This window comes from Asticcacaulis aquihabitans, assembly GCF_032490435.1.
Lineage (GTDB): Bacteria > Pseudomonadota > Alphaproteobacteria > Caulobacterales > Caulobacteraceae > Asticcacaulis.
Map to the genome: position 1 here is coordinate 353,098 of NZ_JAVGWM010000003.1, position 25,179 is coordinate 378,276.

Below are 25,179 nucleotides of genomic sequence, written 5' to 3' on the forward strand. Positions count from 1 at the left end.
AAGCCGCAAAATGCCCGATACCGCTGCTGTCTCCGCAAAAACCCCCGTCACCGTGCTTACCGGCTATCTGGGCGCGGGCAAGACCACCTTGCTCAACCGCATCCTGTCGGAAAACCACGGCCAGAAATATGCGGTCATCGTCAATGAATTTGGCGAAATCGGCATCGACAACGACCTGATCGTTGGCGCCGACGAAGAAGTCTTTGAAATGAACAATGGCTGTGTCTGCTGCACGGTTCGCGGCGACCTGATCCGCATCCTGTCGCAACTGATGAAGCGCAAGGGCCGTTTCGATGCCATCATCGTCGAGACGACCGGCCTGGCCGATCCGGGTCCGGTGGCCCAGACCTTCTTCGTCGATGAGGAGATCAAGGCCAAGACCTATCTCGATTCCGTCACCGCCTTGGTCGACGCCAAGCACTTCGACAGCGCGCTGAAGGAAGATCGCGTTGTGAAGGAGCAGATTGCCTTTGCCGATCACATCATCCTCAACAAGACCGACCTGGTCGACGACGCCAAGCTGGACGAAATCGAAGGCCGGTTGAAAGGGCTGAACCCGTTGGCCAGCATCACGCGCGCCCAGCGTTCTTTTGTCGACATCTCGACCCTGCTCAACCAGCATCGCTTCGATCTGTCGAAGATGGACAGTATAGGTGCCGACGCTCATGATCATGACCACCACGATCATGATCATGCGCATCATGACCACGGGCATCGCCATGATCACGACCATGGGCACGCCCATCATGACCATGACCATGACCATCACCATCACCACGGACCGGCCCATGGCGAAGCAGGCCACGTCCACGACGAGCATTGCAGCCACCACATCAATCCGATCCATGACGAAGAGATCAAGAGCCTGTCACTGACCGCCGACCGGCCGATCGACGGCATGCGGTTCACGCAGTGGCTGGACAAGCTGCTGGCTGAAAAGGGGCAGGATATTCTGCGCGCCAAGGGCATTCTCGATGTCAAGGGCGAGGACAAGCGCCTGGTCTTCCAGGCCGTGCACATGATCCTCGAAGGCGAACTGCAAGGGCAATGGAAGGCGGGCGAAAAGCGTATTTCGCGCGCTGTCTTCATCGGCCGCCATCTCGACACCGCCGCGCTCAAGGCCGGGTTTGAGGCGACAATCGCCGCCTGATCACCGTTTCCAGCTCGAAATCAGCTCCTCCTGACGATCAGGGGGAGCTCTTTTTTGAGTATTCAAATGTCATTCCTGGACCTATAAGCGCGCCATGACCTTCGCCTATCAAAAATCCTTCGAATCCTATGTCGTCGCCGCCTTGTTCGATGCGCTCGACGACCCCATCGTCGCCCTGGGTGACGGCCGTATTGTCTTTCCGGATGCGGATAAGGTCTTTGACGCCCATCCCAATGCGGGCGTCCTGTCGGCCGTGATTCATCCGACTGGACTCGGCGTGATCACCGGTGGTGATGACGGGCGTGTTGTCTGGACATCGAAGGATGCCGGGCCGATCGAACTGGCCAGGCATCCGGGCGCCTGGATCGACGTGGTCGCCGTTGCACCCGAGGGCCAGGTCATCGCCTATGCCGCTGCCAAGACCGTTTATGTCCTCGACCTGCTCAAGAAGGAGACGAAGACCTTCAAGAACGAACATTCGGTGTCGGACCTGTGTTTCGAGCCGAAGGGGCGCAAGCTCTATTGCGCCACCTATAACGGCGTCAGCATCTGGTTTTCGCGCATCGCCGAGCAAAAGCCGCAAAAGCTGTTCTGGGCGGGATCGCACACCAAAATCGCCATGGCGCCGTCTGGCGACTTTGTCATCACCGCCATGCAGGAAAATGCCTTGCATGGCTGGCGTTTGAAGGATTCGAAAGACATGCGCATGGGCGGTTATCCGGCCAAGATCAAGTCGCTCGATTTCTTTGCCAAGGGCAAGCTGTTGGCCACCTCCGGCGCCAATGGTGCGGTCGTCTGGCCCTTCCTGCGCCCCAACGGTCCGATGGGTGAGGAAGCGTCTGAAATCAATCCGCAGGACGGCACGATGGTCAGCGTCGTTGCCGGCGCGCCCGAGGACACCATCCTCAGCGCCGGCACCGAAGACGGACGCGTCTGGCTGGCCGAACTGCAATCGACCCATGTCGAATGGATCAAACGCGAAAAGGGCGCGGCGATCACGGCCCTGGCCATGTCGGGAGAGGCCAATCGCTTAGTATTTGGCGATGAAGACGGTTTCGTCTATATCTTCCAGACCGAAGCCGAATAACGGCATACGCGGGGGCGCGATGAGTAACGGTCATACGGACAAGCCGCAGCCGGAAGACGTCATTCCGGGCCTAAGCGACGCGGTCATCTATGACAAGGCGCCCGCCGCCGCGTCGCGCAAGACGCGTCCGCGCTTTCGGCCCTTCCGTTTCATCGGGGCGCTTATCGTCGGATTTTTCGCCTTTTCCATCCTATCCGTAGCCATTCACCGATTCGTACCCGTGCCCATTACCCTGCTGATGATCCAGCGCGTGATGGAAGGCGAGGGACTGGACCATCGCTGGGTGCCCGCGTCGCAGATCAGCGACAATCTGAAACGCGCCGTCATCGCCTCGGAAGACGCCCGGTTCTGCCTGCATTCTGGCTTTGACCTGACGGCGATCGAAAAGGCGGAGCGCTACAACAAGACGCACAAGAAGAAGCGTGGCGCGTCCACCATATCCCAGCAAACGGCCAAGAACGTCTTTCTGTGGCCGAACCGGTCGTGGGTGCGCAAGGGATTCGAGGTCTATTACACCTTCTTGATCGAGCACATGTGGTCGAAGGATCGCATTATGGAGGTCTATCTCAATTCGATCGAGATGGGGCCGGGGGTTTATGGGGCTGAAGCCGGTTCGCAATACTGGTTCGGTCACAGCGCCCGCACACTCAGCCGGGGTGAGGCTGCGCAATTAGCGGCGATTTTGCCCAGTCCGATGAAGCGCAAGGCGAAGGGCAATAAGCGGTCCAGCCGCATCGCTGCCAATGCACAGACCGTGGCGGGACGCGGCCTCGATACCTGCGCGGCGGAATAAACGGATGTCTCGGCTACGGCCGCTTGACGTTAGGGGCGAAGGCGCGTCCTGTGGGCATTTAATGACCTGGGAGGCTGAGATCATGAAAACCTGTCTTGTGCTGACGGCAATGGCCGCCGTTGCGATCCTGCTTTCTGCGTGCGTAATGACGGCGCCGGCCATCTCCTGACTTGACGCTCTCGCCTAAATGGCATTTGCTCCCCAAATTAACTATCTGGCCAAACGAACGATATGGCCAAACCGAATAAGCTGGGAAGGCTGTCATGAAACATCTATTGGTTTCCACTGCGTGTATCGCATTACTGACGGGGTGCGCCACGACCTCGGTGCCGAAGGCGCCGCTGGCCGAGGCGACGCCTGTGCCGGCTGCCCCCGCCGCACCGCCGCCGGCGGACGCCGCACCGGCCAAGCCCACACCTGCCGAAGCCAAGGCGTTCGTCGACGCCGCGGAGGCCAAGCTGGCCGAACTGGGCGAATATGATGCCCACGTCCAATGGGTGGGGGCGACCTACATCACCTACGATACCGAATGGCTCCAGACCCGTGCCGACGCCGCCCTGAATGAAGAAACCGTCAAGCTGGCTATGGCGGCTGCCAAGTATAACGATGTCGACGTTGATCCGGTCACCCGTCGTAAGCTCAACCTGCTGCGCCTGTCCCAGACCCTGCCGGCGGCCGACCGTCCCGGCGCCGCCAACGAACTGGCGGCGATCAGCACCAAGCTCAATTCCATCTATTCGACCGGCAAGTTCAATTATGCCGGCAAGACCTATAATCTCGACGACGCGTCGCGCACCATGGCGTCGTCGCGCGATCCGAAGGTCACGCGCGCCATGTGGGAGGGCTGGATGGCCGTCGCAGCACCCATGAAGTCCGACTACGCCAAGCTGGCCCAGCTGTCGAACGAAGGGTCGCGGGGTCTCGGTTTCAAGGATACCGGCGCGCTATGGCGGTCGGGTTACGACATGGACCCGGAGGCCTTCGCCGCCGAGACCGACCGTCTGTGGAACCAGGTCGCGCCCTTCTACAAGAATCTGCATTGCTATACGCGCCGCAAGCTGAACGAAAAATACGGCGACAGCGTCCAGCCGAAGTTCGGCCCCATCCGCGCCGACCTGTTGGGTAACATGTGGGCCCAGGACTGGACCAATATCTATGACGTCGTGGCGCCGAAGGGTATCAAATCCAGCTACAGCCTCGACAAGCTGCTGGTGCAAAAGAAGTACGATCCCATCCGCATGATGAAGACCGGCGAAAGCTTCTACACTTCGCTTGGCTTCGAAGCCCTGCCGCAAACCTTCTGGGAGCGGTCGCAATTCACGCGTCCGCGCGACCGCGAAGTCGTTTGCCACGCCTCCGCCTGGGACATCGACAATATCTCCGATTTGCGCGTGAAGATGTGCACCGAAGTCAATGGGGAGGACTTCTATACGGTTCACCATGAACTGGGTCACAACTTCTATCAGCGCGCCTACAAGGATCAGCCGTTCCTATTCAAGAACGGCGCCAATGACGGCTTCCACGAGGCGATCGGCGACTTCATCGGCCTGTCATCGGTAACGCCGACCTATCTCAACCAGATCGGTTTGCTGAGCACGGTGCCAAGCGATTCCGAAGACATTCCTTATCTGCTGAAAATGGCGCTGCAAAAAATCGCCTTCCTGCCGTTTGGCCTCGAAATCGACCGCTGGCGCTGGGAAGTCTTCAACGGCCACATCACCGAGGCGCAATACAATAGCCGGTGGTGGGAACTGGTGAAGAAGTATCAGGGCCTGGAAGCGCCGGGTATCCGTCCGTCTTCCGCCTTCGATCCGGGTGGTAAGTATCACGTCGCTGCCAGCGTCCCATACACCCGCTATTTCCTGGCCGACATCCTGCAATTCCAGTTCCAGCGCGCCGCCTGCCAACAGGCCGGCTGGACTGGCCCTCTGCATCGCTGCTCGGTCTATAACCAGAAGGCGGTCGGCCAGAAGCTGAACGCCATGCTGGAAATGGGGCAATCGAAACCGTGGCCGGATGCTCTCCAAGCCTTCACGGGCCAGCGCGACATGGACGCCTCGGCGATTCTCGATTATTTCGCGCCGCTCAATGCCTGGCTGGAAGAGCAAAACAAGGGCCAGACCTGCGGTTGGGATGACTCCATATAGGTTTCTGGCCAGCGCTCCCAAACCTTCCTGTGAGGAGAAGATGTGGGGTCACGGACCCCACATCCCAGACCTTATTTAAGCATCTCTACGGCGACATCGGTTTCGGCCGCCAGCGCCTTGTCGTCGAACATCAGGGTCATATGGCCCTGACCGGGTAATACCGACACCGGTATGGCCGGGTTCACCGCCTTGAAGGCCGGCGGATAAGCCTCCGCGTGGAACAGTTCGTCATTCGCTCCGATCAGGACGCGGGTTGGCGCGTGGATGGCCGCCAGTTGCGCCTTCCATTCGCGTTGCAGGTTGGACGATGACAGCAGCGCATGGGTGTAAAAGCGCGGACGATGCTGTGCGTTCGGTGGCACCGCCATGGCGAGGACATTCAGATGGTCGAGCGCAGAAATGCCAAAGCCGTTCAAAATGCTCAATATGACGATGCGCGGGACGCTGACCACGGTCCAGCCGCCTTCGCCCGGCCGATCCATAGGGGTGTTCGGTGCAATGAAGGGGGCCAGCGCCAGATAGCCGTTGAAATTGTCGGCATAGCGGCTGGCGGCGGTGCGCAGAATAACGGCGCCGCCCATGGAGTGGCCGACCAGCAGGCGCTTTTCGCCGGGGTGTTCGCGCTGGATAAGGTCGGCCAGGTCGGCCAGATCGTCTTCATACTGGCCGCGATAGACGATATCGCCCAACCGACCCTTGGGGCCGGGACTCAGGCCATGGCCGCGCAGATCGGGCGCATAGACGGTAATACCGTGCGCCGCATAGGCCGTGGCCAGGCCGTGCACGGCCAAGGAAGTACCGGACGACCCGTGCACAGCCACGGCAACGCCGCCGCCCGGTTTGCCCGGATAGTAGTGATAGGCCAGCCGCGTGCCGTCGCGGGCCGTAAAATAGCGATAGGCGGGTAAGGCCCGCGCATAGGCGGCAAAGGGATCGTTCGCCTTTTCAACCGCCGCTATGGCCGGAGGCGTTTGGGGCGCTGTGAAGGCAAGCGTGCCGGTGATAACGGCGATGAGCAGGAGCGGTATTGCGATAGAGGTGCGGATAAGAAATTTCAGCATCGGGATCCCCGTTGAAGTGACCGGGCTTGCTTAGGTATCCTGAGCCACCTAGTCTTGCGGTGTTTCGCCGGTGGTCACAAAATTTCGCCAATGGATATTTTTCGCTTTCTCACCTTCCGGTATTCGCCACGCCGATCATGGAAGGCGCTCGTCGTCCTGCCTTGTCTGGGCCTTCTGCTGGCGCTCGCCGGGCCGTTCGGTAGCTATACCAGCATGGGATTTTGGGACCGGTGCGCCCACTTTGCCCTGTGTTTCATGATCATCGGGTGGATGATTATGGAAGGGGCTTATCGGTTGGCGCGGCGTTTTTTTGCTGGTCATTGGCCCTTGTGGGCATCGCTTCTCTTTGATGTGTCCCTGGCCGTACCATCGGCGGCAATTGTGTGGGCCTCCCTGCACGTCTTTGGGCCACGGGCCCTGCCCCATGTCGGCTTTATCGACCTGATCTGGCAGAACCTGTTTCTCACCCTGGCCGTGCAGGCCGCCATCGTGGTCGCGGCCCTGATGCGCGATAGCCAACTCTTACAGGCGGACCCGCAACCCGCCACGGGCAAGGTCTATCCATTGGCGCATCGCCTGCCGTTTGCGTTGCGGCGGTCGGCGGTACTGGCCCTTTCGTCGGAAGATCACTATCTGCGGGTCTATACGGCGCGCGGCGAAGCCCTGATTCATATGACGCTGACCGAGGCGGTGGAGCTTCTGAAGGACGGATTTCAGATACACCGTTCGCACTGGGTGCATGACGGAGCCGTTCAGGATTACAAGGACAACCAGGTCGAATTGACGACCGGGTTGCGCCTGCCGCTGAGCCGGCATCGCAAAAAGGCGTTCGAGATGTGGCTGGCGAAGGTGGCGTGACGCAAAGCGCTAAACCAGTTTGATCTCGCGCAGGCGCTGCATCAGGAAGTCTTGTGCCGTGATTGGTTGTGCCCCCAGATCCGGATGATCCGGCGTGATACAGTTTGGCAGGGTTTCGATCAGGTAGGGCGGCTCGAAATGCAGGAAGAACGGCGTCGAATAGCGCGGATAATCCTTACGCGCTTCCGCCGGGTTGATGACGCGATGCTGGGTCGACGGCAATACGCCATTGGTCAGGCGCGACAGCATGTCCCCGATATTGCAGACGATGCAATCCGCCGGTGGGGTGATCGGCAGCCACTGCCCGTCGCGGTCAAGCAGTTGCAGGCCCGGTTCTTCGGCTCCCAGCAGCAGGGTAATGACATTGATGTCGCCATGGGCGCCGGCGCGCACCGATTCGCCCGGCGTCGTGACTGGCGGATAGTGCAGAAGGCGCAGGACGCTGTTGCCCTCTTTGACCGGGGCATCGAAGAAATCCGGCACCAGATCGAGATAAACCGCGATGGCGCGCAGCACTTTCTTGCCCAACTGATCGAGGGCCTCATAGAGCGCATAGGTGCTGTCATGGAAATCGGCGACTTCCGCTGGCCATACGTTTTGCGGCATGAACGGCGCATATGGGTGGCCGACGGGCAGTTCGCGCCCGATATGCCAGAATTCCTTAAGGTCGTGATGAACGTGACCCTTGGCGGTTTCTATGCCGAAAGGCGTATAGCCGCGTTGGCCGCCACCGGATGCCGCGTGATATTGGCGCTTGACGTCCTCCGGCAGGGCAAAGAAGGCCTTGGTTGCCGTAAGCGCGCGGTCCAGTAGCACCGGATCGAGGCCATGCCCGCCCAGCACCGCGAAGCCATAACGCTCGAACGCCGCGCCCAGGCTTTGCGAAAACGCAGCGAAGTTGCTGTCGTACAGGGCGAGCGGCACGGGAGGAATGGCGGAAACGGGGGCGGCAGTATCGGGCACAGAGAGCACTTTCGGCGATAGAAGGGAAAAGTTACCGAGGATATTAGAGCGCTTCCTGCCAAAGTGGGAGCACTTTTTCAGGTCAGACTCACCTCGGCGCGCCTAAAATCCCACAGCCCGCATTAACCTTCCCGCGGGGGATGATTTTTAACGAGAACTCGTCTATGACCGCTTGATATGAACGCGACTCGCCAGAGGACGCGGTGTTTTGTGTTGCCAAGGCGGATTTGGGATTGTTTGCGGGTATGGGCGCGGGTCTGGTTCAACGGATGAAGGGGATAGGCCTCGGGCTTCTGGCCGCCGGTCTCCTGTGTCTACCCGTTGATGTATCTCCTGCCTTTGCGCAGGATGCCAATTCGTCCAGCCTATCGCAACAATTGTCCGATCCCGATTTTCAGCCCGTCAATTCGACCAAGGCGCTGAAGGCCTCCGAGCAATCGGTGGTGCGGGTGCTCGTGGTCTACCGTGGCTATGGCGGCGTACCGCTCGATACGGTCGGCATGGGCTCGGGCTTTGTCGTCGCACCCGGCTATATTGTCACCAATTACCACGTCGTCCAGGTGCCGCCGGAGGCATCGAGCGCCGATATCTATATCGTTCCGCACAAGGACTCCGGGGCCGGATACCAACCGGTGCAACTGATGAAGTCCTGGATTCAGGGCGATCTGGTCCTGCTGTCGGCGCCGAACCTCAAAATCCCGCCCCTGAAACTCTTCCTCACGCCCTACAAGAATGAGCGCGTCGTCTCGATGGGCTATCCTGATGTGACCGATCACCTGCTCAATCGGTCGGGCACGGCGCTTCTGGAACCGGCGGATGCCTATGTGACGCAAGGCTCCATCGCCCTGTTCGCCGCCACCAATCCGGACGGCAGCCGCGTCGAAACCCTGTTTCACACCGCGCCGATCAATCATGGCAATTCCGGCGGTCCGCTGCTGAACGAATGCGGCCAGGTTGTTGGCGTCAATACCTGGACCGCGCCGTCTACCCTGTCGGCGGGCGGTAACCTCGATATCTCGGCTGGCCAGTTCGTCGCCACCCATGTCTCTGCGTTGAATACCTTCCTGAGTTCGGCCGGTATATCCCCTGAGATTGTCAGTACGCCCTGCTATGCCAAGAGCGAGGACGAGATCGTCAAGGATGACGCGCTGTCTAAGGTTTTGTCCGCTGCTGCCGAGGCCCAGGTTCAGCGTCTGGTCGAGCAGAAAAAGGCCGAAGCCGACCGCGCCCTTATGGAGCGTCTGCAACTGGGCGCCATGGTGGTCCTGTCGGTCCTGGTCCTGATCCTCATCGGCCTGATCATTCGCCGTGAAATCCGTCACCGCGCCGAAATCCATCGTTCGCGCGAGCCCGATGCCCCGACAGCCTTCGACGAAGCCCCGGTCGAGCGCGCCAAGCCGGAACGTGTTCGCCATCGCATTGAATTGCGCGCGCCGCCGCCGGTCAAGGTGCCGGGCATCAAGCATCCAATCCCGTGGGGCTGGATTGCCCTAGCTGCCGTTATTGTGATTGTCGTTGCGTGGTTCCTGATCAAGGATCGCGACATCTATCGCCGCCTCAGCAAACCGAAGGTCGCAGCCCCGGTGGCGGAAGCCGTCGCCGTGAAGATGTCCTGCACCATCGATCCCAATGCGTCGCCCAATCCACTCAGCGGGGCGGGGCCGATCGAGTTCGAATTTGACTCCGTTCATGCCTGCGTCAATGGCCGTACACCGTATGAGCGTCAACCAAACGGCTCCTTGCTGCGTTTTGCGATGGGCGAAGCCAATCCTGTGGCCGCGCGGATGGAATTTTCCGCCGACGGTCAGGTCTTCACCCGTTACGATTACCGGCTCGACCCAGCGCAATACACCAATTTCAATAATCAGATGAAGGCGTTGGGCACTTTGCGTTGTTCGATGCATAGCAATACCGGCGCGCTGGCGGCACTGGCCAACAATCTGGCCCGCGTGCGTACCCTGTCCCAGACCTACCTGACCATGGCGGCGGAGACCAAGACAGTATGGCGCTGCAAACAGACATGACCGGACGCCATATGGGCGCCTTCATGTTGTGTTCAACATCACAATCGTAAGCCTGTATACATATCCTCTATGGCCCTCAGAATCGGCGGATGGCCTTATGGGATTCTAACGAGTTTTTACTGCGTTCCGGTCAACGCCCTTACCCTGGCTCTGGCATAACTGGTGGTAGTGGCCTGAAATCGGACCCGTAAATGGGCCCTTGATCGGGACCAATAGCATCTGAGGAGTCTAAATCATGTCTATACTAAACCTGTCCCGACTGAACATTTCTGGTCGAAGCGCCATTCTGGCGATCACCGGCATCTCTTTCCTGCTGGCCGGCTGCGAAACCATCGATACATCCAACGGCGTCAAGACGCGCAGCAACACCAAGACAGGTGCCCTTGTCGGCGCAGCAATCGGTGCCGGTGTCGGCGCCCTGTCAAACAATGACCTACGACGCAAAAATGCGGTGATCGGTGCGGGTATCGGTGCCCTGGCGGGCGCCGGAGTCGGCGCCTACATGGATCGCCAGCAAAAGGACCTGCGCGCCCAACTGGAAACGCGCGGCGTTTACGTCACCCGCCGGGGCAATGACATCGTCCTCAATCTGCCGTCCGACGTTACCTTCTCGTCGGGCAGCGCCGATATCGCGGGCTCTTTCCTGCCGGTATTGGATGATGTCGCCGCCATCCTCAATCAATATCCATCGACCTATATCGACGTGGTCGGCCATGCCGACGCCCAGGGTTCCGATGCCTACAATCTCGACCTGTCGGAGCGTCGTGCAAACGCCGCCGCCGGTTATCTGGTTGCCCGCAAGGTCAAGGCCGAACGCATCTATGTTGCCGGCATGGGTAAGCGTCAACCGATTGCGACCAACAGCACACCGGAAGGCCGCGCCAAGAATCGCCGTGTCGAAATCACCCTGCGCCCGGTGGTTGAAAACTGAGTGGCTATTAACCCTGTCCTTTGAGGGTTTCTCAAAACTAAACCCGTAGGATTGGCGGTATGGACACATGCCGCCAATCCGTTTTTCACGACAGCCTGACTGAGGCCCCGCCGTTTAAGCGTCTATCGCTTCTGGGGGCTGAGGTCGATGCGGTGACGCCGACCTATGTCATGGAGTTTGTCGGGGCCAAGGTCGCCGCCGGTGAGCGTGCCATCGTGGCAAACCATAATCTGCATAGCCTGTATCTGTTTCAGAAACGCGCTGACATGCGCGCCTTCTATGCCAGGGCGGATCTGATCGAAATCGATTCGACGCCGATGATCGCCTGGGGCCGTCTGATGGGGCTTCCAGTGTCACGACAGCATCGCGTCACCTATCTTGATTATCGCGAAGATTTCTGGGCGCGTGCTCAGGCCAATGGGTGGCGTGTCTACCATATCGGCGGCGAGGCGGCGCATAACGACTATTCTAAGGCGGCGATTCTCAACCGCTATCCTGATGTGCATCTCGATCTGCATACCGGCTTCTTTGACATGGCGGGCGCGGAAAATGACGCCTTGCTGGCGGATCTGGCGGCTAAAAAGCCTGATGTTCTGCTGGTCGGCATGGGCATGCCGCGTCAGGAAACCTGGATATTGACCAATCTCGACCGTCTGCCGGATTGCGTCATCCTGCCGGTCGGAGCGGCATTTGATTACGAAGCCGGCGTCATGTACACGCCGCCGCGCTGGACCGGGCGACTGGGCATAGAATGGCTGGTGCGGTTCTTCCATGAACCGAAGCGCCTGTTCGAACGTTATTTTGTCGAGCCATGGCATCTTATCCCTCAGGCGCTGAACGATGTGTCACGCCGTCTGGTCCCTATCGATTTTTGATGACGCGGCGGTTGTAATAGCGGCGGGGCAGGGGCTCCACGCTATCGCAAGGTCCGACCATGACACCGCTCGATTATGAGGAGGAGGCGGAAGACACCGTCGCCATCCAGCGCGCCCTCCAGGCAGAACGACGCCAAACCGACAAGAAAACGCCCGAAGACAAACCCAAATCTGCCATGCAGGCCGGAGCACGGAGATACCCTGAGCCGCCCTTGCCAATGCAAACGCTCGACAAGCCTGGCAACGAAGCCGACATGGTGCTGCAACCCCTCTATGACGCACCCTATTATCGCGGATCTGGCAAGCTGGAAGGCAAGGTGGCCCTGATCACCGGAGGCGATTCCGGCATAGGTCGCTCCGTCGCCATTTTCTACGCCCGTGAAGGGGCAGATGTAGCCATCGTCTTCCTGGACGAACACGAAGACGCCGAACTGACCCGAAGCCTGGTAGAAGCCGAAGGGCAAAGATGCCTGTTGATTGCCGGCGACGTAGCCGATCGTCAGTTTTGCCGGGATGCCGTGGCCCAGACCGTCGCCCGCCTGGGCAAGCTTGATATCCTTGTCAACAACGCCGCCTTTCAGCTTCATGCCAAATTTGCTGACCTGAGCGAAGAACAGTTCGACCGAACGCTAAAGACCAACCTCTACGGTTATTTCCATATGGCCCAGGCGGCGGCGGAACACATTCCTAATGGCGGCGCCATCGTCAATACCGGATCGGTCACGGGTATCGAAGGCAGCCCGATGCTCATCGACTATTCGATGACCAAAGGGGGGATTCACGCCTTTACACGCTCTCTGGCCGGGCAATTGGTGGAAAAGGGTATCCGTGTCAATTGTGTCGCGCCAGGCCCGGTTTGGACCCCGCTCAATCCGGCCGACAAGTCGCCTGACGACGTTGCTCAGTTTGGTGCCCAGACGCCGATGAAACGCCCCGCCCAGCCTGAGGAGATCGCACCGGCCTACGTCTTCCTAGCATCGCCGCAGATGTCGTCCTACATCACGGGCGAGGTCCTGCCGGTGATTGGCGGCTACGGCGGCGGCTGACCGTTGACGGGGTAAATTTACTTAACGTGACTTTAACCGCCCGTGGGCAAGATGCCACCCACGGGCGAAATGCGTCCGGCTTTGAGTGCACGGATCGCCATGACCTATCGTGATTTTTCGCCGCAAACCGACCCGGTCAAGGGCAAGGTCGTCCTGATCACCGGCGGCACCGGTTCGTTCGGCCGTCGCATGACCCAGGCCTTGCTTGAGCACCATGATCCGCGCAAGGTTATCATCCTGTCGCGCGACGAACTCAAGCAATACGAAATGCGCGGCGAACTGGAAGAGCACTTCGATAAGGCGAAGATATCAAAATTAAGGTTCTTCCTTGGCGACGTGCGTGATCGCGAACGTTTGAAACTGGCCTTCCGCGGTGTCGATATTGTCATTCATGCCGCCGCCCTAAAGCAGGTGCCCGCCGCCGAATATAACCCGTCGGAATGTATTGCTACCAATATCAACGGCGCAGAAAACGTTGTGGCCGCCGCCTTCTCCGCTCGCGTCCAACGCGTGGTGGCGCTGTCAACCGATAAGGCCTGCTCCCCCATCAACCTGTACGGCGCCACAAAGCTGGCCTCGGACAAGATTTTCGTTGCCGCCAACAACATGGCCGGTGACATTGGATCGCGTTTTTGCGTCGTCCGCTACGGCAATGTCGTAGGCTCGCGTGGTTCGGTGGTCCCTTTCTTCCAGCGCCTGCTGGCTAAGGGGGCGACGGAATTGCCGATCACCGACCCGCGCATGACGCGCTTCTGGATATCGCTCGATCAGGGCGTGGCCTTCGTCCTGTCCTGCCTGGAACTGACCCAAGGCGGTGAAATCTTCGTGCCGAAAATTCCGGCGACCCTGGTCACGGACCTGGCTACCGCCCTGGCGCCCGAAGCGCAGCATAAGGTCGTTGGCATCCGCCCCGGCGAGAAATTGCACGAGATGATGATTTCCGCCGACGATGCGCGCTCAACCTACGAACTGGACGACCGCTACGTCATCGAGCCGGAATTCGTTGAATATACCCGCAAGAGTTTCGCCAAGGTACGCGGTATAAAGAAGGTGGCCGAAGATTTCTATTATGCCAGCGATATCAACCCGGAACGTCTGGACGCGGCCGGTATCCGCGATATGATGAAAGCCTATCTGGGGTGAGGCGCTTTTTCGTGTGCGAGGCCCTATGACCTTTCTCCCCTATGGCCGCCAGTCCATCAGCGAAGCCGATATCGCCGCCGTCGCGGAGGCTTTGCGCTCCGATTTCCTGACGACCGGTCCCCTCGTCGACCGTTTTGAAAAAGCCCTGGCCGAAGCGGTTGGTGCCGCAGAGGCCGTTGTCGTATCGAATGGTACGGCGGCACTGCATCTGGCGATGATGACCGAGCAGGTGTCGAAATGCTGCGTGGTCATCGTTCCGGCTATCACCTTTGCCGCCAGCGCCAATTGTGTCGCCTATTGTGGCGCCGAAGTGGTCTTTGCCGATGTCGATCCGATGACCGGCCTGATCACGGACGACAGTTTCGACGAGGCGCTGAATATAATTGCACGCGACTATCACGGTCATCGCTTCGCCGGCGTCATTCCGGTCCATTATGCCGGCCGGCCGGTCGATTTGCGTCACCTGCGCACGGTATGTGACGAATATGGCGCCTTCATCATCGAAGACGCCTGTCACGCGATCGGCACGGTCGGACCGCAAGGGCCGGTCGGTAGCTGTCAATCCTCCAATATGGCCTGCTTTTCGTTTCATCCGGTCAAAACACTGACCACCGGCGAGGGCGGCGCGGTGACGACAAACGATCCCGTTCTGGCGGCGCGTCTGCGCACCCTGCGCAGTCACGGCATCGAACGCGACCCGGATCATTTCGTCGGCCTGCATTATGATGGCGAAGGCGATGCCGGTCCCTGGGTCTACGAACAGCAATGCCTGGGCTATAACTATCGCCTGCCCGATATCAACTGTGCGCTGGGCCTGTCGCAACTGAAGCGTCTGCCGGAATTCGCCGCCCGCCGCAAGGCACTGGTGCGTGCCTATAAGGCGGCGCTAGATCAATCGAATATTCCCGTAAGATGGACGCAATCGGGCGATGATACGGTCTTTCATCTGTTCGCCGTCAATATCGACTTTGCCGCCCTGGGCACGACGCGGGCCCGCGTCATGGCGGGGTTGCGCGATCGCGGCATAGGCAGCCAGGTGCATTATATTCCGGTCCATCGTCAGCCCTATTGGCAACATCACGCATTGGGCAAACGCGACCTGCCCGGCGCCGACGCCTTCTATCAGGGCACGCTTTCTTTACCGCTTTATGCGGAAATGCGTGATGAAGACCCAGCCCGGGTCATAAGTGCCCTGAGTGAAGTGTTATGAGCCTCGACGTTACTATTGCCGGCCGCAAGATCGGCGCCGATCATGAGCCCTATATCATCTGCGAACTGTCGGGCAATCACAACGGCTCGCTCGATCGCGCCTTGACGATGATCGATGCCGCCGCCGACACCGGTTGCGACGCCATCAAGCTTCAGACCTATACCGCCGACACCATCACCCTGAAATCGGATCGGCCGGAATTCTTCATCCATGGCGGCCCTTGGGATGGCCGGGCCCTTTATGACCTGTACCAGGAGGCCCATACCCCGTGGGAGTGGCACCCGGCTCTGTTCGAGCGGGCCAAGGCGCGTGACGTGACGATCTTCTCTTCGCCCTTCGACACTACCGCCGTCGATCTGCTCGAATCTCTAGGGGCTCCCGCCTACAAGATCGCATCTTTCGAACTGGTTGACCTGCCTCTGGTCGCCTATGTGGCGCAACAGGGCAAACCGATGATCATGTCGACGGGCATGGCCAATGACCGTGAAATCGACGCGGCTGTCCAGACGGCGCGCAAGTTCGGTTCGGGTGAGATTATCCTGCTGCACTGCGTCTCCAACTATCCCGCCGATATCGCCGATGCCAATGTGCGCACGGTTCCGGCCCTGGGCGAACGGTATGGTTGCGTGCCAGGTTTGTCCGACCATACGCATGGCGTCGGTGCCTCCGTGGCGGCAATCGCGCTGGGCGGTGCCGTCATCGAAAAGCACTTTACGCTGGCACGCGCCGACGGCGGCCCGGATTCGAGCTTCTCGCTGGAACCGGCCGAATTTTCAGCCCTGGTTCGCGACTGCAAGGACGCCTGGAAAGCACTTGGCCGGGTGCATTTTGACACCCTGGGCACTGAGCAGGGCTCCAAGACCTTCCGCCGCTCTCTCTATATTGTCAGGGACGTCAAACGAGGCGAGCCCCTGACTCATGACAATGTCCGCTCGATCCGTCCGGGCCTGGGCCTGCCGCCGTCCCGGCTATGGGACGTGGTGGGCAAGGTCGCCAGCCGTGACCTGTCGCGTGGCGAACCGCTGAGCGATGAGATGATCGCCTAGTATCGTGAATTTGAAGTTCGCTTTATTTTGATATCGAAGGCCGAGCGAACTTCAAATTCAAAAACGATACTAGATACAATAAGTTGCTAGTGTCCTGATGAATCTGAAATTCGCCAGAGGTCGATATCAACCGCATGCGAATTTCAGATTCAGGACACTAGCCGATATCCGCCGGATTGCCGAACTTGCCGGCCTGATAGTCGGCATAGGCGTCATGGATTTCCTGCACCGTGTTCATCACGAACGGACCATGCGCCACAATCGGCTCGTTGATCGGCTCGGCGTGGCCGAACAGGACGACGCTATCCGTCACGGCTTCAATATCGATCAGGCCGCCGGGGCCGAATTCAACCAGGTTCCAATGCGGCGCATCGGCGCCGTTGACGGCCACATTGCCGCGCACGACATAGAAAAAAACATCGCGGTCTTCGAGGTGATCGAATCGAATGCGGCTGCCAGGCGTCATATCCAGCCAGGTCATGAACACACCGGTCAGCGAGTTCACGGGGCCGGTCTGCCTGCTCCATTCGCCTGAGACAAGATGCAGGGTTACGCCGTCGCTTTCGATGGCTGGGATTTGGGCCTGCTGCACGCCGGTATAGCGCGGTGGCGTCATTTTAAGGCGGGACGGCAGGTTGACCCAGAGCTGAAGAATCTCCATCGGACCGCCCGTCCGTTTGAAGGCTTCGGGCGAGACTTCGGCATGCACCAAGCCGCTACCCGCCGTCATCCATTGGACGCCGCCGGCGTGGATGATGCTTTCGTGTCCGCCTGTATCGCGGTGCGCCAGGTCACCTTCGAGAATGAAGGTCACCGTCTCAAAACCGCGATGCGGATGTGGGCCAAACGGTAGGCCGCGATTGCCGGGGCGATAGGTCTGGGGGCCATGGTGGTTGAGGAACAGGAAGGCGCCGATATTATTCAGGCGCTGGCTGGGGACCGGTCGTCGCGTTACCAAATCTCCGATGTCGTCGCGATAGGCGCTGTGAAGGGCTAGGACGGCTTTGGTTTCAGACATGTCATACTCCTTGCCCATAGCTGGGCGTATCGGTCTAAATCGTCAAGTCCCAGGCCATGCGCCGGACATAATTTTGTGGTATGGTTTTCGCATAGCGTGGAGTAGAGCGTCACTATGAAAAACCGGATATCCAAGGCCTGCCTGATTGCCAGTGTCGCCGTTATGCTGGCCCAACCTGTGCTAGCCCAAACGACACCGACCGACTCGCACCAGGCAACGCGCAGCGATGCGCAGCCGGAGATGCGCCCCTACAGCCAGGCCGAACTGCGCCAGGCCTATGACCGTGGCCGCGCAGATCAGGCTGCAGATATGGCCAGGGATAGCGGATTGCCGCCCCCGGGCCGCGAGCCCGTCGGGTATTGCTATCAGCGCAAGTCGAGCGCCCGCACGACCGGAACGATTGTGGGTGCGGTTCTGGGCGGTGTGATTGGCAACGGTTTGTCCAATCGCTGGGACCGCGGCGGCAACACCATAGGCGGGGCCATGGTGGGCACCATGCTCGGCTCGGCTGTGGGCGATAATAGCGTCGACTGCTATGAGCAGGCCTATTATGCCTATGACGATGGCTATTACGCCCCGCCACCGCCGCCACGCGGCTACACGACCGTTTTCTTTTCGTCTGAGCCGGTCTACGGGCATTATCATCGTTATTACCGTGAACCTCGCTGGGATAGCGGCTGGCGCAGCGGTTTTGGCTACAGCTACGGTTTCGGTCGTCGCTGGTAGGCCGTTTCCCCTTCCAAAAGCGCCTGCGTCCATGCTAACGCGGGCACATGGATGCTCTGCAAACCGCCTTTTACTGGCTTGATTACGCCGCCGTCGCCGTTTTCGGTGCATCCGGCGCGCTGGCGGCCGCACGGCGTAAGCAGGACATCATCACCTTTGCCTTTTTCGCCGCCATTACCGGCGTTGGCGGCGGCACTCTTCGTGATCTGCTGATCGGCGCGCCGGTCTTCTGGGTTCAACGGCCGGGCTATATCATTGTCTGTCTGATTGCCGCCGTCATCGTTTGGGTGACGGGCAAGCGGGGCTGGCGGTTCCGGGCGCTTCTGTGGCTCGACGCCATCGGTCTGGCGGCCTATGCCGTCGTGGGTACCGCCAAGGCGCTCAATCTCGGGGTCCATCCGTTTTCGGCCATGATCATGGGCGTGCTGACCACCTGTTTCGGCGGCATTATCCGCGATGTGTTGGCGGGTGAGCCCAACCTGCTCATGACGCGGGAAATCTATGTCACGGCGGCCCTGCTGGGGGCGGGCGCATTCGTGGGCCTGACCCTGATGGGGCTGTCCTTCTGGCCGGCGGCAATGATCGCCTTTTTTGCTGCCTTCGCCTTGCGGGCGGCGGCCATTCGTTACCGGTTGGCCTTGCCGGGCTTCCCTGGTGCCAGCGGCGACACCGAATATTGAAACGGACACCTAGGCTCTAAATCGGGTCGTCGATCGATTTCGCCAGAGGTGAAAACAGTTTTGGTCCGTTGACGGTCATGTACCAGCAATCTTCGAGCCGGATGCCGAATTCGCCGGGAATATATAGGCCTGGTTCGTCGGAAAAACACATGCCGGGCTGAAGCGGCGTCAGGTCGCTATGCACCAGGTATGGCGATTCGTGGCCTTCCATGCCGATGCCGTGGCCAGTGCGGTGTGATAGCCCGGGCAGGCGATAACCGGGCCCCCAGCCTTCCTTTTCATAATAGGCACGCACGGCGTCGTCGATATGGCCTACGGGTACACCGACCTTCGCGGTTTCGAGCGCTATCTCCTGGCCACGCCGCACGGTGTTCCATACCTGACGCTGTCGGGCGGAGGGCTCACCGAATATCCAGGTGCGGGAGATATCCGATACGTACCCATTCACCGCGCATCCGCAGTCCATCAGTATAACCGAGCCTTCGCGCACCGTCTGAACCTGCTTTGAGCCGTGCGGATATGCGCTGGCTTCGTTGATCAAGGTCAGGGCGAATTCCGGCGCGCCGCCCAAGGCTATGGTCGCCGTGTTCATGATGGCGGCAATATCCTTGCCGGTCATGCCGGCCCTGACTTCGCCATGGGTATGACGCAAGGCCGCCAGGGTAATATCGTTGGCCGTCTGCATGAGGGCCAGTTCGGCCTGTGATTTGATCTGGCGGCAGGCATTGACCAGGGCAGCGCCCGACACCACTCGACCGGCGCTGGAGACCTGCCTCAGGCCATCGACGATGAAGAAGCGTGTCGTCGGCTCGATGGCGATGACGCCCGACACCAATCCGCGATCCTGGAGGGCCTGAACCATGACGGCTTCCGGGTTATCGGCCTCGTTCCAAGGGCGCACCTGCGCCTCTATCAAAAGGCTTTCGCGCACGGACGGCTCTTCGAAGGCGGGGGTGACGATGATCGCCTGGCCTTGCGCAGGCAGGACCGCCGCCGTCACTCGCTCCGATCGTCCCCATCGCACGCCGGTGAAATAGTCGAGCGATGGCCCGCTTTCGACGATCAGGGCATCAACCTTCTGGGCCTGCATCAGGCCTTGCAGCTTGGCGATACGGGTGAGGCGTTCATCGGCGCCGATCGGTTTAGCGCTGGCCGCCAGCGAGACAGGCTCGCCCGCTGAAGCTGCCGTAGACAGAAACACAGCGGGCGTTGCGGTACTGGCCGCCATGCCTGACAACAATAGACGCCTGGAAATCATGACCGTTGCCCCTTTGGTTGAATTTGCAACGGTACACCTCTCAGGCGCGGGATTTCAACACCTTGTATGTCAGCTCGGCGACATCCCAGTCTTCGGGCGTGTCAATATCAACCACTTCCGTGCGCGGCAGAATGACCGGCGCGGATATCGGTGAGAAGGTAATCTCACCGTTCAGCCAAGCGTCGGTCCAGCCCCAATAGAATTGCGCCGCGTCGTGATAGGCCGGTTCCAGATCCTGGGACCGTTTGGTGAGGTTTTCCGGCCAGAACATATCAACGCTACTGTCGGATGTCTGGCGCAGGGCGCGCTGTATCGGAAAGGCGTAGGAGGTGACGGAAAAAGCGAACCGCTTGCCTTGGAGCTTGTCCCATCCTTCTTTCAGCCGGGCAGGGTCCAGAAGCGGCGCCGTGGCGTAGATGCAGCAGGCGGCATCGTAAGGGGTGCCGTTCGTTGCGAACCAGTTCAGGGCATGGACGACGACCGAACCGGTCCCGGCATGGTCATTGGCCAGTTCGGCCGGACGAATAAAGGGGATTTCGGCGCCATGGGACCGTGCGACCTCGGCAATCTCCGCATCGTCTGTCGATACGATCACCGTGTCGAACAGGCCCGATTCAATCGCCGCCTCGATGGAATAGGCGATCATGGGTTTGCCGAAAAACGGCTTGATGTTCTTGCGCGGGATGCGTTTCGAGCCGCCGCGCGCCGGGATAATGGCGACGGTTTTCATATCAGGACGCGCGTCCCTCGGCGATCCTGCGGCGTAAGCATGCGCCTAGAGGCCGACCAGGGCCGCCAGGTCGTTCAACGTCTTAGCATCTTTCAGCTTTTCGGCATCCACGATCTGATCCATATCCGAGTCAACCATGGCGACGAAGGAGATGACCGACAGGCTGTCCCAGTTGCCGATATCGTTGACATGTTCATTGCCGGTCAGACCGGCCGGGTCGGCTTCCAGAATTTCGGCGACGGCGGCAAAAAAAGCGGGCTTGTCCATGGTGTACTCCACATGATGTTCCTGGGTTAAGGAAAAGGGTGAATCCGTCAATATTCCCTTAAATTCTTGGTGCGCAGGGTTGTGATTGGTGATTGCGCCGCGAATCACCGAACTTGTTGAGCGTTTGAGGATTGGGTCATGACCGAAGCGAGGATGAAGGGCGTGAGTTTGCGGGGGATCCGTGCCTGCGTGCCTGCCGAAACGCGCGATTTGGCGGCGGAAAACATCATACCCGATGAAGCCGAACGTGAGCGCCTGATGGGGTCTATCGGCGTGCGGTCGCGCCATGTCGCCCGCCCCGGCATCCTGACCTCCGACCTGTGTCAAAAGGCCGCCGACGGCCTGCTCGATGAGTTGGGCTGGGCGCGGGATACCATCGACGTGCTGATCATGGTGACGCAAAGCGCCGACTATGTTATTCCGGCGACGGCCTGCGCCCTGCAATCGCGCTTAGGGCTTGGGTCATGCCTGGCCTTCGACATCAATCTGGGCTGTTCGGGCTATGCCTATGGCCTATGGACGGCCGCGTCGCTGATGCAGACGCTCAAGGTCGCCGGCAGGCCGGCGCGCGGTCTGGTGCTGGCCGGGGACGTATCGACATCGAAGCTTATGGAAGGCGACAGGGCCACTATCCCGCTGTTCGGCGATGCCGGTTCCGCGACCGCTCTGGAAATTGATCCGAAGGCGGATGATATGTTCGGTGTCTTCGGCACCGATGGCTCCGGCGCGCCGCATATCCTGATCGAAGCCGGTGGTCTTAAGCACCCGTTACTGCCGCCGAAGGAGCCGCACAGCCCCGAACGCGCCGAAGAGCTATATCGTAAATCCCGCCTGCACCTGAACGGCACTGAGGTTTTCAATTTCACACTTAAAAACGTGCCGCTCCTGGTCAAGGGCATATTGGAAACGGCCAATACGACCATAGACGATGTCGATTACGTGCTGTTCCATCAGGCCAATCTCTTCATGCTCAATCACCTGCGCAAGAAGTCGGGCCTGCCCGAGGATAAGGTGCCCGTTGCCATGGAGACCTTCGGCAATACCTCCTCCGCCTCGATCCCCTTGACCATAGCGGCGCGACTGTCGGACGCGTTCGAGACGCCGAAAAGCCTCGTCATGATGGGCTTTGGTGTGGGCTGGTCATGGAGCGCCATCAAGATGACGGTAGGGCCAATGCCGGCGCCGCAAGTGGTGGAACTCGCCTGATGACCTACCAGGATCGCCTTGGCCGTATTCCTGCGGACCACTACTGGCGCGAAGACGTGCTGGCCGAAGAAATTGAGCGTATCTTCAAGCCGTCATGGCTATGTGTGGGCTTTACCCAGGATTTGCAGGCCGACAAGGACTTCATCACCGCCCAGATCGGCCCCAATTCCATTGTGGTGCAGAATTTTAATGGCGAGCTGAAGGCTTTCCGCAATGTCTGTTCGCATCGCTTTTCACGCATCCAGTGCGGTAAGGGCAATCGCGTGCTGCAATGTCCGTATCATGGCTGGACCTATGACGCGGCGGGCAAGCCCATAGGCATCCCGCTCAATGCCCAAAGCTTTGGTTTGGATGCGGCGGACAAGGATGCGCTGGCCCTCCACAGCTATGCTCTGGAAACCGTCGGCCATTTCGTCTTTGTGCGGATGAGTTCGGATGGTCCGGATCTGGCGACCTTTCTCGGCAGCTTTTACGACGATCTGAAACATGTCAGCGAGGTCTGTCCCGATCGCTTCGAACAGGCGAGCTACGACTGGGCCGCTAACTGGAAGCTGGGCATGGACAATGCCGCCGAAGGCTATCATGTCCCCCTGGTTCATGCCGACAGCTTCGGCCTGATCCTCAGCATCGATCTGAAAATTTCCACTGACGCCGAACACAGCCGCTATGTCGGTAATCTCAAGGAGCGGTCGCTGAAGTGGTGGGGCAATGTCGCCAAAAGCATCAAGCTTGAGCCGTCGGACCGTTACCCGCAATACGGCAATTTCCTTATCTTTCCCAATATCGTCGTCACCTTCTCCTACGGAGCGTTCCTGACCTTCCAGACCTTCGACCCGACAGGACCGCAGACTCTGCGCATCAATTCCACGTCCTGGCTGGCGAAAAACAATGGCCGCGCAGCTCGCGGCCTTGTGGTTGACAGTTTGAAAGCCTTTTCCGAGCAGGTCCGCAACGAAGATCGCGACATCTGCGCCCTGGCTCAGGCCGGCACGCGTGAGGCGCCGCCGGGACGACCGCCCCTGTTGGGTGAGCTTGAGGGCCGCATTGCCCATTTCCAGACGGCCTATGCCGCGCGCATGGCGGCGCAGGACACGGAGGGACTCTATGTCGACTGACTCACGCCCCGAGCCGGCCTTCAATCCCCCGCCTTTCAACCCCATGTCGCTGGCTGGACGGACCATTCTGGTCACCGGGGCGACCAGCGGCATCGGCAAGGCGACGGCCATATACCTGTCGCGCCTCGGCGCCCGCATCGTGGCGTCCGGTCGCAACGAAGATCGGCTGACCGCCGTCCTGGGCCAGCTTCAGGGCGAGGGGCATATCGGCCGCCTGTTCGACCTGTCCGACCTGGACGCCATCGTGCCTTGGCTCAAGGCGCTGTGCGCTGAAATCGGCCCGCTCAATGGCATAGCCCATTGCGCCGGCGTGCAGGCCACGCGTCCGATTCAGGCGATCAAGCCGGACTTTGTCATGGAGGTTCTGAGCCAAAACCTGGGCGCGGCTCTGATGCTGGCGCAAGGGTTCCGCCTTAAGGCCTGTCATGGCGTGCCGGCGTCTCTGGTCTATTGTTCCTCATCGGCGGCGTTAAAAACCGCGCCGGGTAATGTCGTCTATGCTGCGTCAAAGGGCGGCATTGTCTCAGCTGTCAAAGGGCTGGGCGTCGAACTGGTCCGCGATGGTGTGCGCGTCAATGCCGTAGCCCCCGCCATGGTCGATACCCCCATGTCCGACCAGTTCCGCAGCATCCTGTCGGAAGACAATTTTAAACGTGTCGTCGATATGCATCCGCTGGGTCTGGGGCAACCCGACGATGTCGCCGCCGCCATCGCCTTTCTGCTCGCCGACACATCGCGCTGGATCACCGGTTCGATCCTGACGGTCGACGGGGGTTTCCTGGCATGAATGCGCCCCTGCCGCGTCCGCGCCGCAAGATCAGCCTGTCGGTCAGCGACCGTCATGGCCATGGCGCGCTCGGCTACCTTGAAATGGGCAATCCGGCGGGCGAACCGGTCGTCTTCCTCCACGGTTTCGGCGCCGATCTTCTGACCTGGCAATTGTGCTTGGTGCCATTGGCCGCCAGCCATCGCCTGATCGCCATCGATCTGCCCGGTCACGGCCGCAGCGCCGCCGATGCGGGCGATGCCACCTTGGGCTTCATGACCGGCTGGCTTGATGAGGCGATGGACGTGCTCGACATTCGTACTGCCCACGTGGTCGGGCACTCTATGGGGGCAAAAATCGCCCTCGGATATACGTTGGCTTACGGTGAGCGGGTCCGTTCCCTGTCCCTGATATCACCGGCCGGACTGGGCGGTGACTTCCATCACGACAGCCTTGACACCTTTCTGGCCGCAGGTACGCCGCAGGCGGCTTCGGCCCTGGCGGATCATCTGCTAGGGCCCCGTGGGCGCAATATCGCCGTATCGGTCGCGGCATCGCTCCACGCCGCGGCGAGCGACCCGATACGCTCAGCCGCGCTTATGGCCCTTCTGGGTAATGCGAAGGCCTACGGGCTGGCCCTGTCGCCCGAAGGGTTCGACTGGTCCCGTGTCCGCTGTCCGATCCAGATTTTGTGGGGCGAGCATGACCGCCTGATTCCAGTGCCGGACGCCAGTCGTCTGCCGAAATCAGCCCCATTTCACCTTGTTCCCGGCGCGGGGCATCTGCCGCATATGGAAGATCCTGCCGCCGTCGTTGCCCATCTGAAGGAATTCCTGTCCCATGTCCGCTCTTGACCTGATCCGCGAAGAACTGACGCAAATCCTGACCGACAAAGGGGCGGATGCGGGCGAAATTGCCGCCGACACGCCACTGCTGAACGGGCCGCTGGATATCGATAGCCTCGATCTGGCGACCTTGGTGGTTGTGCTCGAGGAAAAAACGGGCCTGACGCCTTTTGCCGATGGTTTCGTTCTTTTCCATACGGCGGGCGAACTGGCTGCACTGTTCGGCGGCTGACT

25 protein-coding genes are annotated in these 25,179 nt (G+C 60.1%); 19 read left to right on the forward strand and 6 right to left on the reverse strand.

Translation table 11 applies throughout. The features are described 5' to 3' along the window. Positions 1-10 precede the first annotated feature (10 nt). From RCJ00_RS12330 to RCJ00_RS12345, 4 genes are all read left to right on the forward strand, one after another. Positions 11-1,150, forward strand: a complete 1,140-nt coding sequence (locus tag RCJ00_RS12330) for a CobW family GTP-binding protein (protein WP_316222249.1) — start codon at positions 11-13, stop codon at positions 1,148-1,150. Positions 1,151-1,244: 94 nt separating this feature from the next. After that, positions 1,245-2,237, forward strand: a complete 993-nt coding sequence (locus RCJ00_RS12335) for a WD40 repeat domain-containing protein (RefSeq protein WP_316222250.1) — start codon at positions 1,245-1,247, stop codon at positions 2,235-2,237. Between the two features lie 19 nt (positions 2,238-2,256). Further along, positions 2,257-3,030, forward strand: a complete 774-nt coding sequence (mtgA, locus tag RCJ00_RS12340; protein WP_316222251.1) for a monofunctional biosynthetic peptidoglycan transglycosylase — start codon at positions 2,257-2,259, stop codon at positions 3,028-3,030. A gap of 263 nt (positions 3,031-3,293) precedes the next feature. Next, on the forward strand, positions 3,294-5,177 hold the full coding sequence (locus RCJ00_RS12345; RefSeq protein WP_316222252.1) for a M2 family metallopeptidase: 1,884 nt from the start codon (positions 3,294-3,296) through the stop codon (positions 5,175-5,177). Positions 5,178-5,248: 71 nt separating this feature from the next. On the opposite strand, the gene RCJ00_RS12350 is transcribed toward RCJ00_RS12345, so the two are convergent. Then, the gene (locus tag RCJ00_RS12350; RefSeq protein ID WP_316222253.1) at positions 5,249-6,238 is read right to left on the reverse strand and encodes an alpha/beta hydrolase; all 990 of its coding nucleotides are present in this window, start codon (positions 6,236-6,238) and stop codon (positions 5,249-5,251) included. Positions 6,239-6,328: 90 nt separating this feature from the next. Here RCJ00_RS12350 and RCJ00_RS12355 point away from each other — a divergent pair, with 90 nt between their 5' ends. Beyond that, positions 6,329-7,096, forward strand: coding sequence for a LytTR family DNA-binding domain-containing protein (locus RCJ00_RS12355; protein WP_316222254.1), 768 nt, complete (start codon positions 6,329-6,331; stop codon positions 7,094-7,096). Positions 7,097-7,105: 9 nt separating this feature from the next. Here the strand turns inward: RCJ00_RS12355 and RCJ00_RS12360 are convergent, their stop codons facing one another. Further along, entirely contained in the window at positions 7,106-8,059 is a 954-nt protein-coding gene (locus tag RCJ00_RS12360) for an isopenicillin N synthase family dioxygenase (protein ID WP_316222255.1), read from the reverse strand. A 233-nt stretch (positions 8,060-8,292) separates the two neighbouring features. On the opposite strand from RCJ00_RS12360, the gene RCJ00_RS12365 reads away from it, so the two are divergent. The 7 genes from RCJ00_RS12365 to pseI all read left to right on the forward strand — a co-directional run bounded on the left by RCJ00_RS12365 (position 8,293) and on the right by pseI (position 16,334). Further along, complete coding sequence (locus tag RCJ00_RS12365; protein ID WP_316222256.1) at positions 8,293-10,083, forward strand: S1 family peptidase; 1,791 nt, start codon at positions 8,293-8,295, stop codon at positions 10,081-10,083. Between the two features lie 235 nt (positions 10,084-10,318). Further along, positions 10,319-11,014, forward strand: coding sequence for a YiaD family glycine zipper/OmpA-like lipoprotein (locus RCJ00_RS12370; protein ID WP_316222257.1), 696 nt, complete (start codon positions 10,319-10,321; stop codon positions 11,012-11,014). A gap of 59 nt (positions 11,015-11,073) precedes the next feature. Continuing rightward, the gene (locus RCJ00_RS12375) at positions 11,074-11,889 is read left to right on the forward strand and encodes a WecB/TagA/CpsF family glycosyltransferase (RefSeq protein ID WP_316222258.1); all 816 of its coding nucleotides are present in this window, start codon (positions 11,074-11,076) and stop codon (positions 11,887-11,889) included. Between the two features lie 59 nt (positions 11,890-11,948). Next, on the forward strand, positions 11,949-12,935 hold the full coding sequence (locus RCJ00_RS12380) for an SDR family oxidoreductase (RefSeq protein WP_316222259.1): 987 nt from the start codon (positions 11,949-11,951) through the stop codon (positions 12,933-12,935). 99 nt (positions 12,936-13,034) lie between these two features. Beyond that, positions 13,035-14,078, forward strand: a complete 1,044-nt coding sequence (pseB, locus tag RCJ00_RS12385) for a UDP-N-acetylglucosamine 4,6-dehydratase (inverting) (protein WP_316222792.1) — start codon at positions 13,035-13,037, stop codon at positions 14,076-14,078. A gap of 25 nt (positions 14,079-14,103) precedes the next feature. Beyond that, the gene (gene pseC, locus RCJ00_RS12390) at positions 14,104-15,288 is read left to right on the forward strand and encodes a UDP-4-amino-4,6-dideoxy-N-acetyl-beta-L-altrosamine transaminase (RefSeq protein ID WP_316222260.1); all 1,185 of its coding nucleotides are present in this window, start codon (positions 14,104-14,106) and stop codon (positions 15,286-15,288) included. Continuing rightward, positions 15,285-16,334, forward strand: coding sequence for a pseudaminic acid synthase (gene pseI, locus RCJ00_RS12395; protein WP_316222261.1), 1,050 nt, complete (start codon positions 15,285-15,287; stop codon positions 16,332-16,334). Before pseC ends, pseI begins: the two co-directional genes overlap by 4 nt. 157 nt (positions 16,335-16,491) lie before the next feature. Here the strand turns inward: pseI and RCJ00_RS12400 are convergent, their stop codons facing one another. Next, on the reverse strand, positions 16,492-17,352 hold the full coding sequence (locus RCJ00_RS12400) for a pirin family protein (protein ID WP_316222262.1): 861 nt from the start codon (positions 17,350-17,352) through the stop codon (positions 16,492-16,494). A 114-nt stretch (positions 17,353-17,466) separates the two neighbouring features. Between RCJ00_RS12400 and RCJ00_RS12405 the strand changes: the two genes are divergently transcribed. Together RCJ00_RS12405 and RCJ00_RS12410 are read left to right on the forward strand one after the other, a co-directional pair. After that, complete coding sequence (locus RCJ00_RS12405; RefSeq protein WP_316222263.1) at positions 17,467-18,078, forward strand: glycine zipper 2TM domain-containing protein; 612 nt, start codon at positions 17,467-17,469, stop codon at positions 18,076-18,078. A 47-nt stretch (positions 18,079-18,125) separates the two neighbouring features. After that, positions 18,126-18,758 (forward strand): trimeric intracellular cation channel family protein, encoded by a 633-nt coding sequence (locus RCJ00_RS12410; protein ID WP_316222264.1) that lies wholly within the window; start codon positions 18,126-18,128, stop codon positions 18,756-18,758. Between the two features lie 16 nt (positions 18,759-18,774). Here the strand turns inward: RCJ00_RS12410 and RCJ00_RS12415 are convergent, their stop codons facing one another. From RCJ00_RS12415 to RCJ00_RS12425, 3 genes are read right to left on the reverse strand one after another with little or no spacing between them, the layout of a single operon-like run. Then, on the reverse strand, positions 18,775-20,016 hold the full coding sequence (locus RCJ00_RS12415; protein ID WP_316222265.1) for a M24 family metallopeptidase: 1,242 nt from the start codon (positions 20,014-20,016) through the stop codon (positions 18,775-18,777). A 40-nt stretch (positions 20,017-20,056) separates the two neighbouring features. Beyond that, complete coding sequence (gene pseF / locus RCJ00_RS12420) at positions 20,057-20,746, reverse strand: pseudaminic acid cytidylyltransferase (protein ID WP_316222266.1); 690 nt, start codon at positions 20,744-20,746, stop codon at positions 20,057-20,059. A gap of 45 nt (positions 20,747-20,791) precedes the next feature. Beyond that, positions 20,792-21,013 (reverse strand): phosphopantetheine-binding protein, encoded by a 222-nt coding sequence (locus RCJ00_RS12425; protein WP_316222267.1) that lies wholly within the window; start codon positions 21,011-21,013, stop codon positions 20,792-20,794. A 138-nt stretch (positions 21,014-21,151) separates the two neighbouring features. Between RCJ00_RS12425 and RCJ00_RS12430 the strand changes: the two genes are divergently transcribed. The 5 genes from RCJ00_RS12430 to RCJ00_RS12450 are packed head-to-tail and all read left to right on the forward strand — an operon-like array spanning position 21,152 to position 25,177. Continuing rightward, on the forward strand, positions 21,152-22,219 hold the full coding sequence (locus tag RCJ00_RS12430; protein ID WP_316222268.1) for a 3-oxoacyl-ACP synthase III family protein: 1,068 nt from the start codon (positions 21,152-21,154) through the stop codon (positions 22,217-22,219). After that, a complete protein-coding gene (locus tag RCJ00_RS12435) occupies positions 22,156-23,334 on the forward strand; it encodes an aromatic ring-hydroxylating oxygenase subunit alpha (RefSeq protein WP_316222269.1) in 1,179 nt (392 codons plus the stop codon). Before RCJ00_RS12430 ends, RCJ00_RS12435 begins: the two co-directional genes overlap by 64 nt. Beyond that, complete coding sequence (locus RCJ00_RS12440; RefSeq protein ID WP_316222271.1) at positions 23,324-24,121, forward strand: SDR family NAD(P)-dependent oxidoreductase; 798 nt, start codon at positions 23,324-23,326, stop codon at positions 24,119-24,121. Before RCJ00_RS12435 ends, RCJ00_RS12440 begins: the two co-directional genes overlap by 11 nt. After that, on the forward strand, positions 24,118-24,954 hold the full coding sequence (locus RCJ00_RS12445; protein WP_316222272.1) for an alpha/beta fold hydrolase: 837 nt from the start codon (positions 24,118-24,120) through the stop codon (positions 24,952-24,954). The genes RCJ00_RS12440 and RCJ00_RS12445 overlap by 4 nt, the downstream gene beginning before the upstream one ends. Further along, on the forward strand, positions 24,941-25,177 hold the full coding sequence (locus RCJ00_RS12450; RefSeq protein WP_316222273.1) for a phosphopantetheine-binding protein: 237 nt from the start codon (positions 24,941-24,943) through the stop codon (positions 25,175-25,177). Before RCJ00_RS12445 ends, RCJ00_RS12450 begins: the two co-directional genes overlap by 14 nt. Positions 25,178-25,179 lie beyond the last annotated feature (2 nt).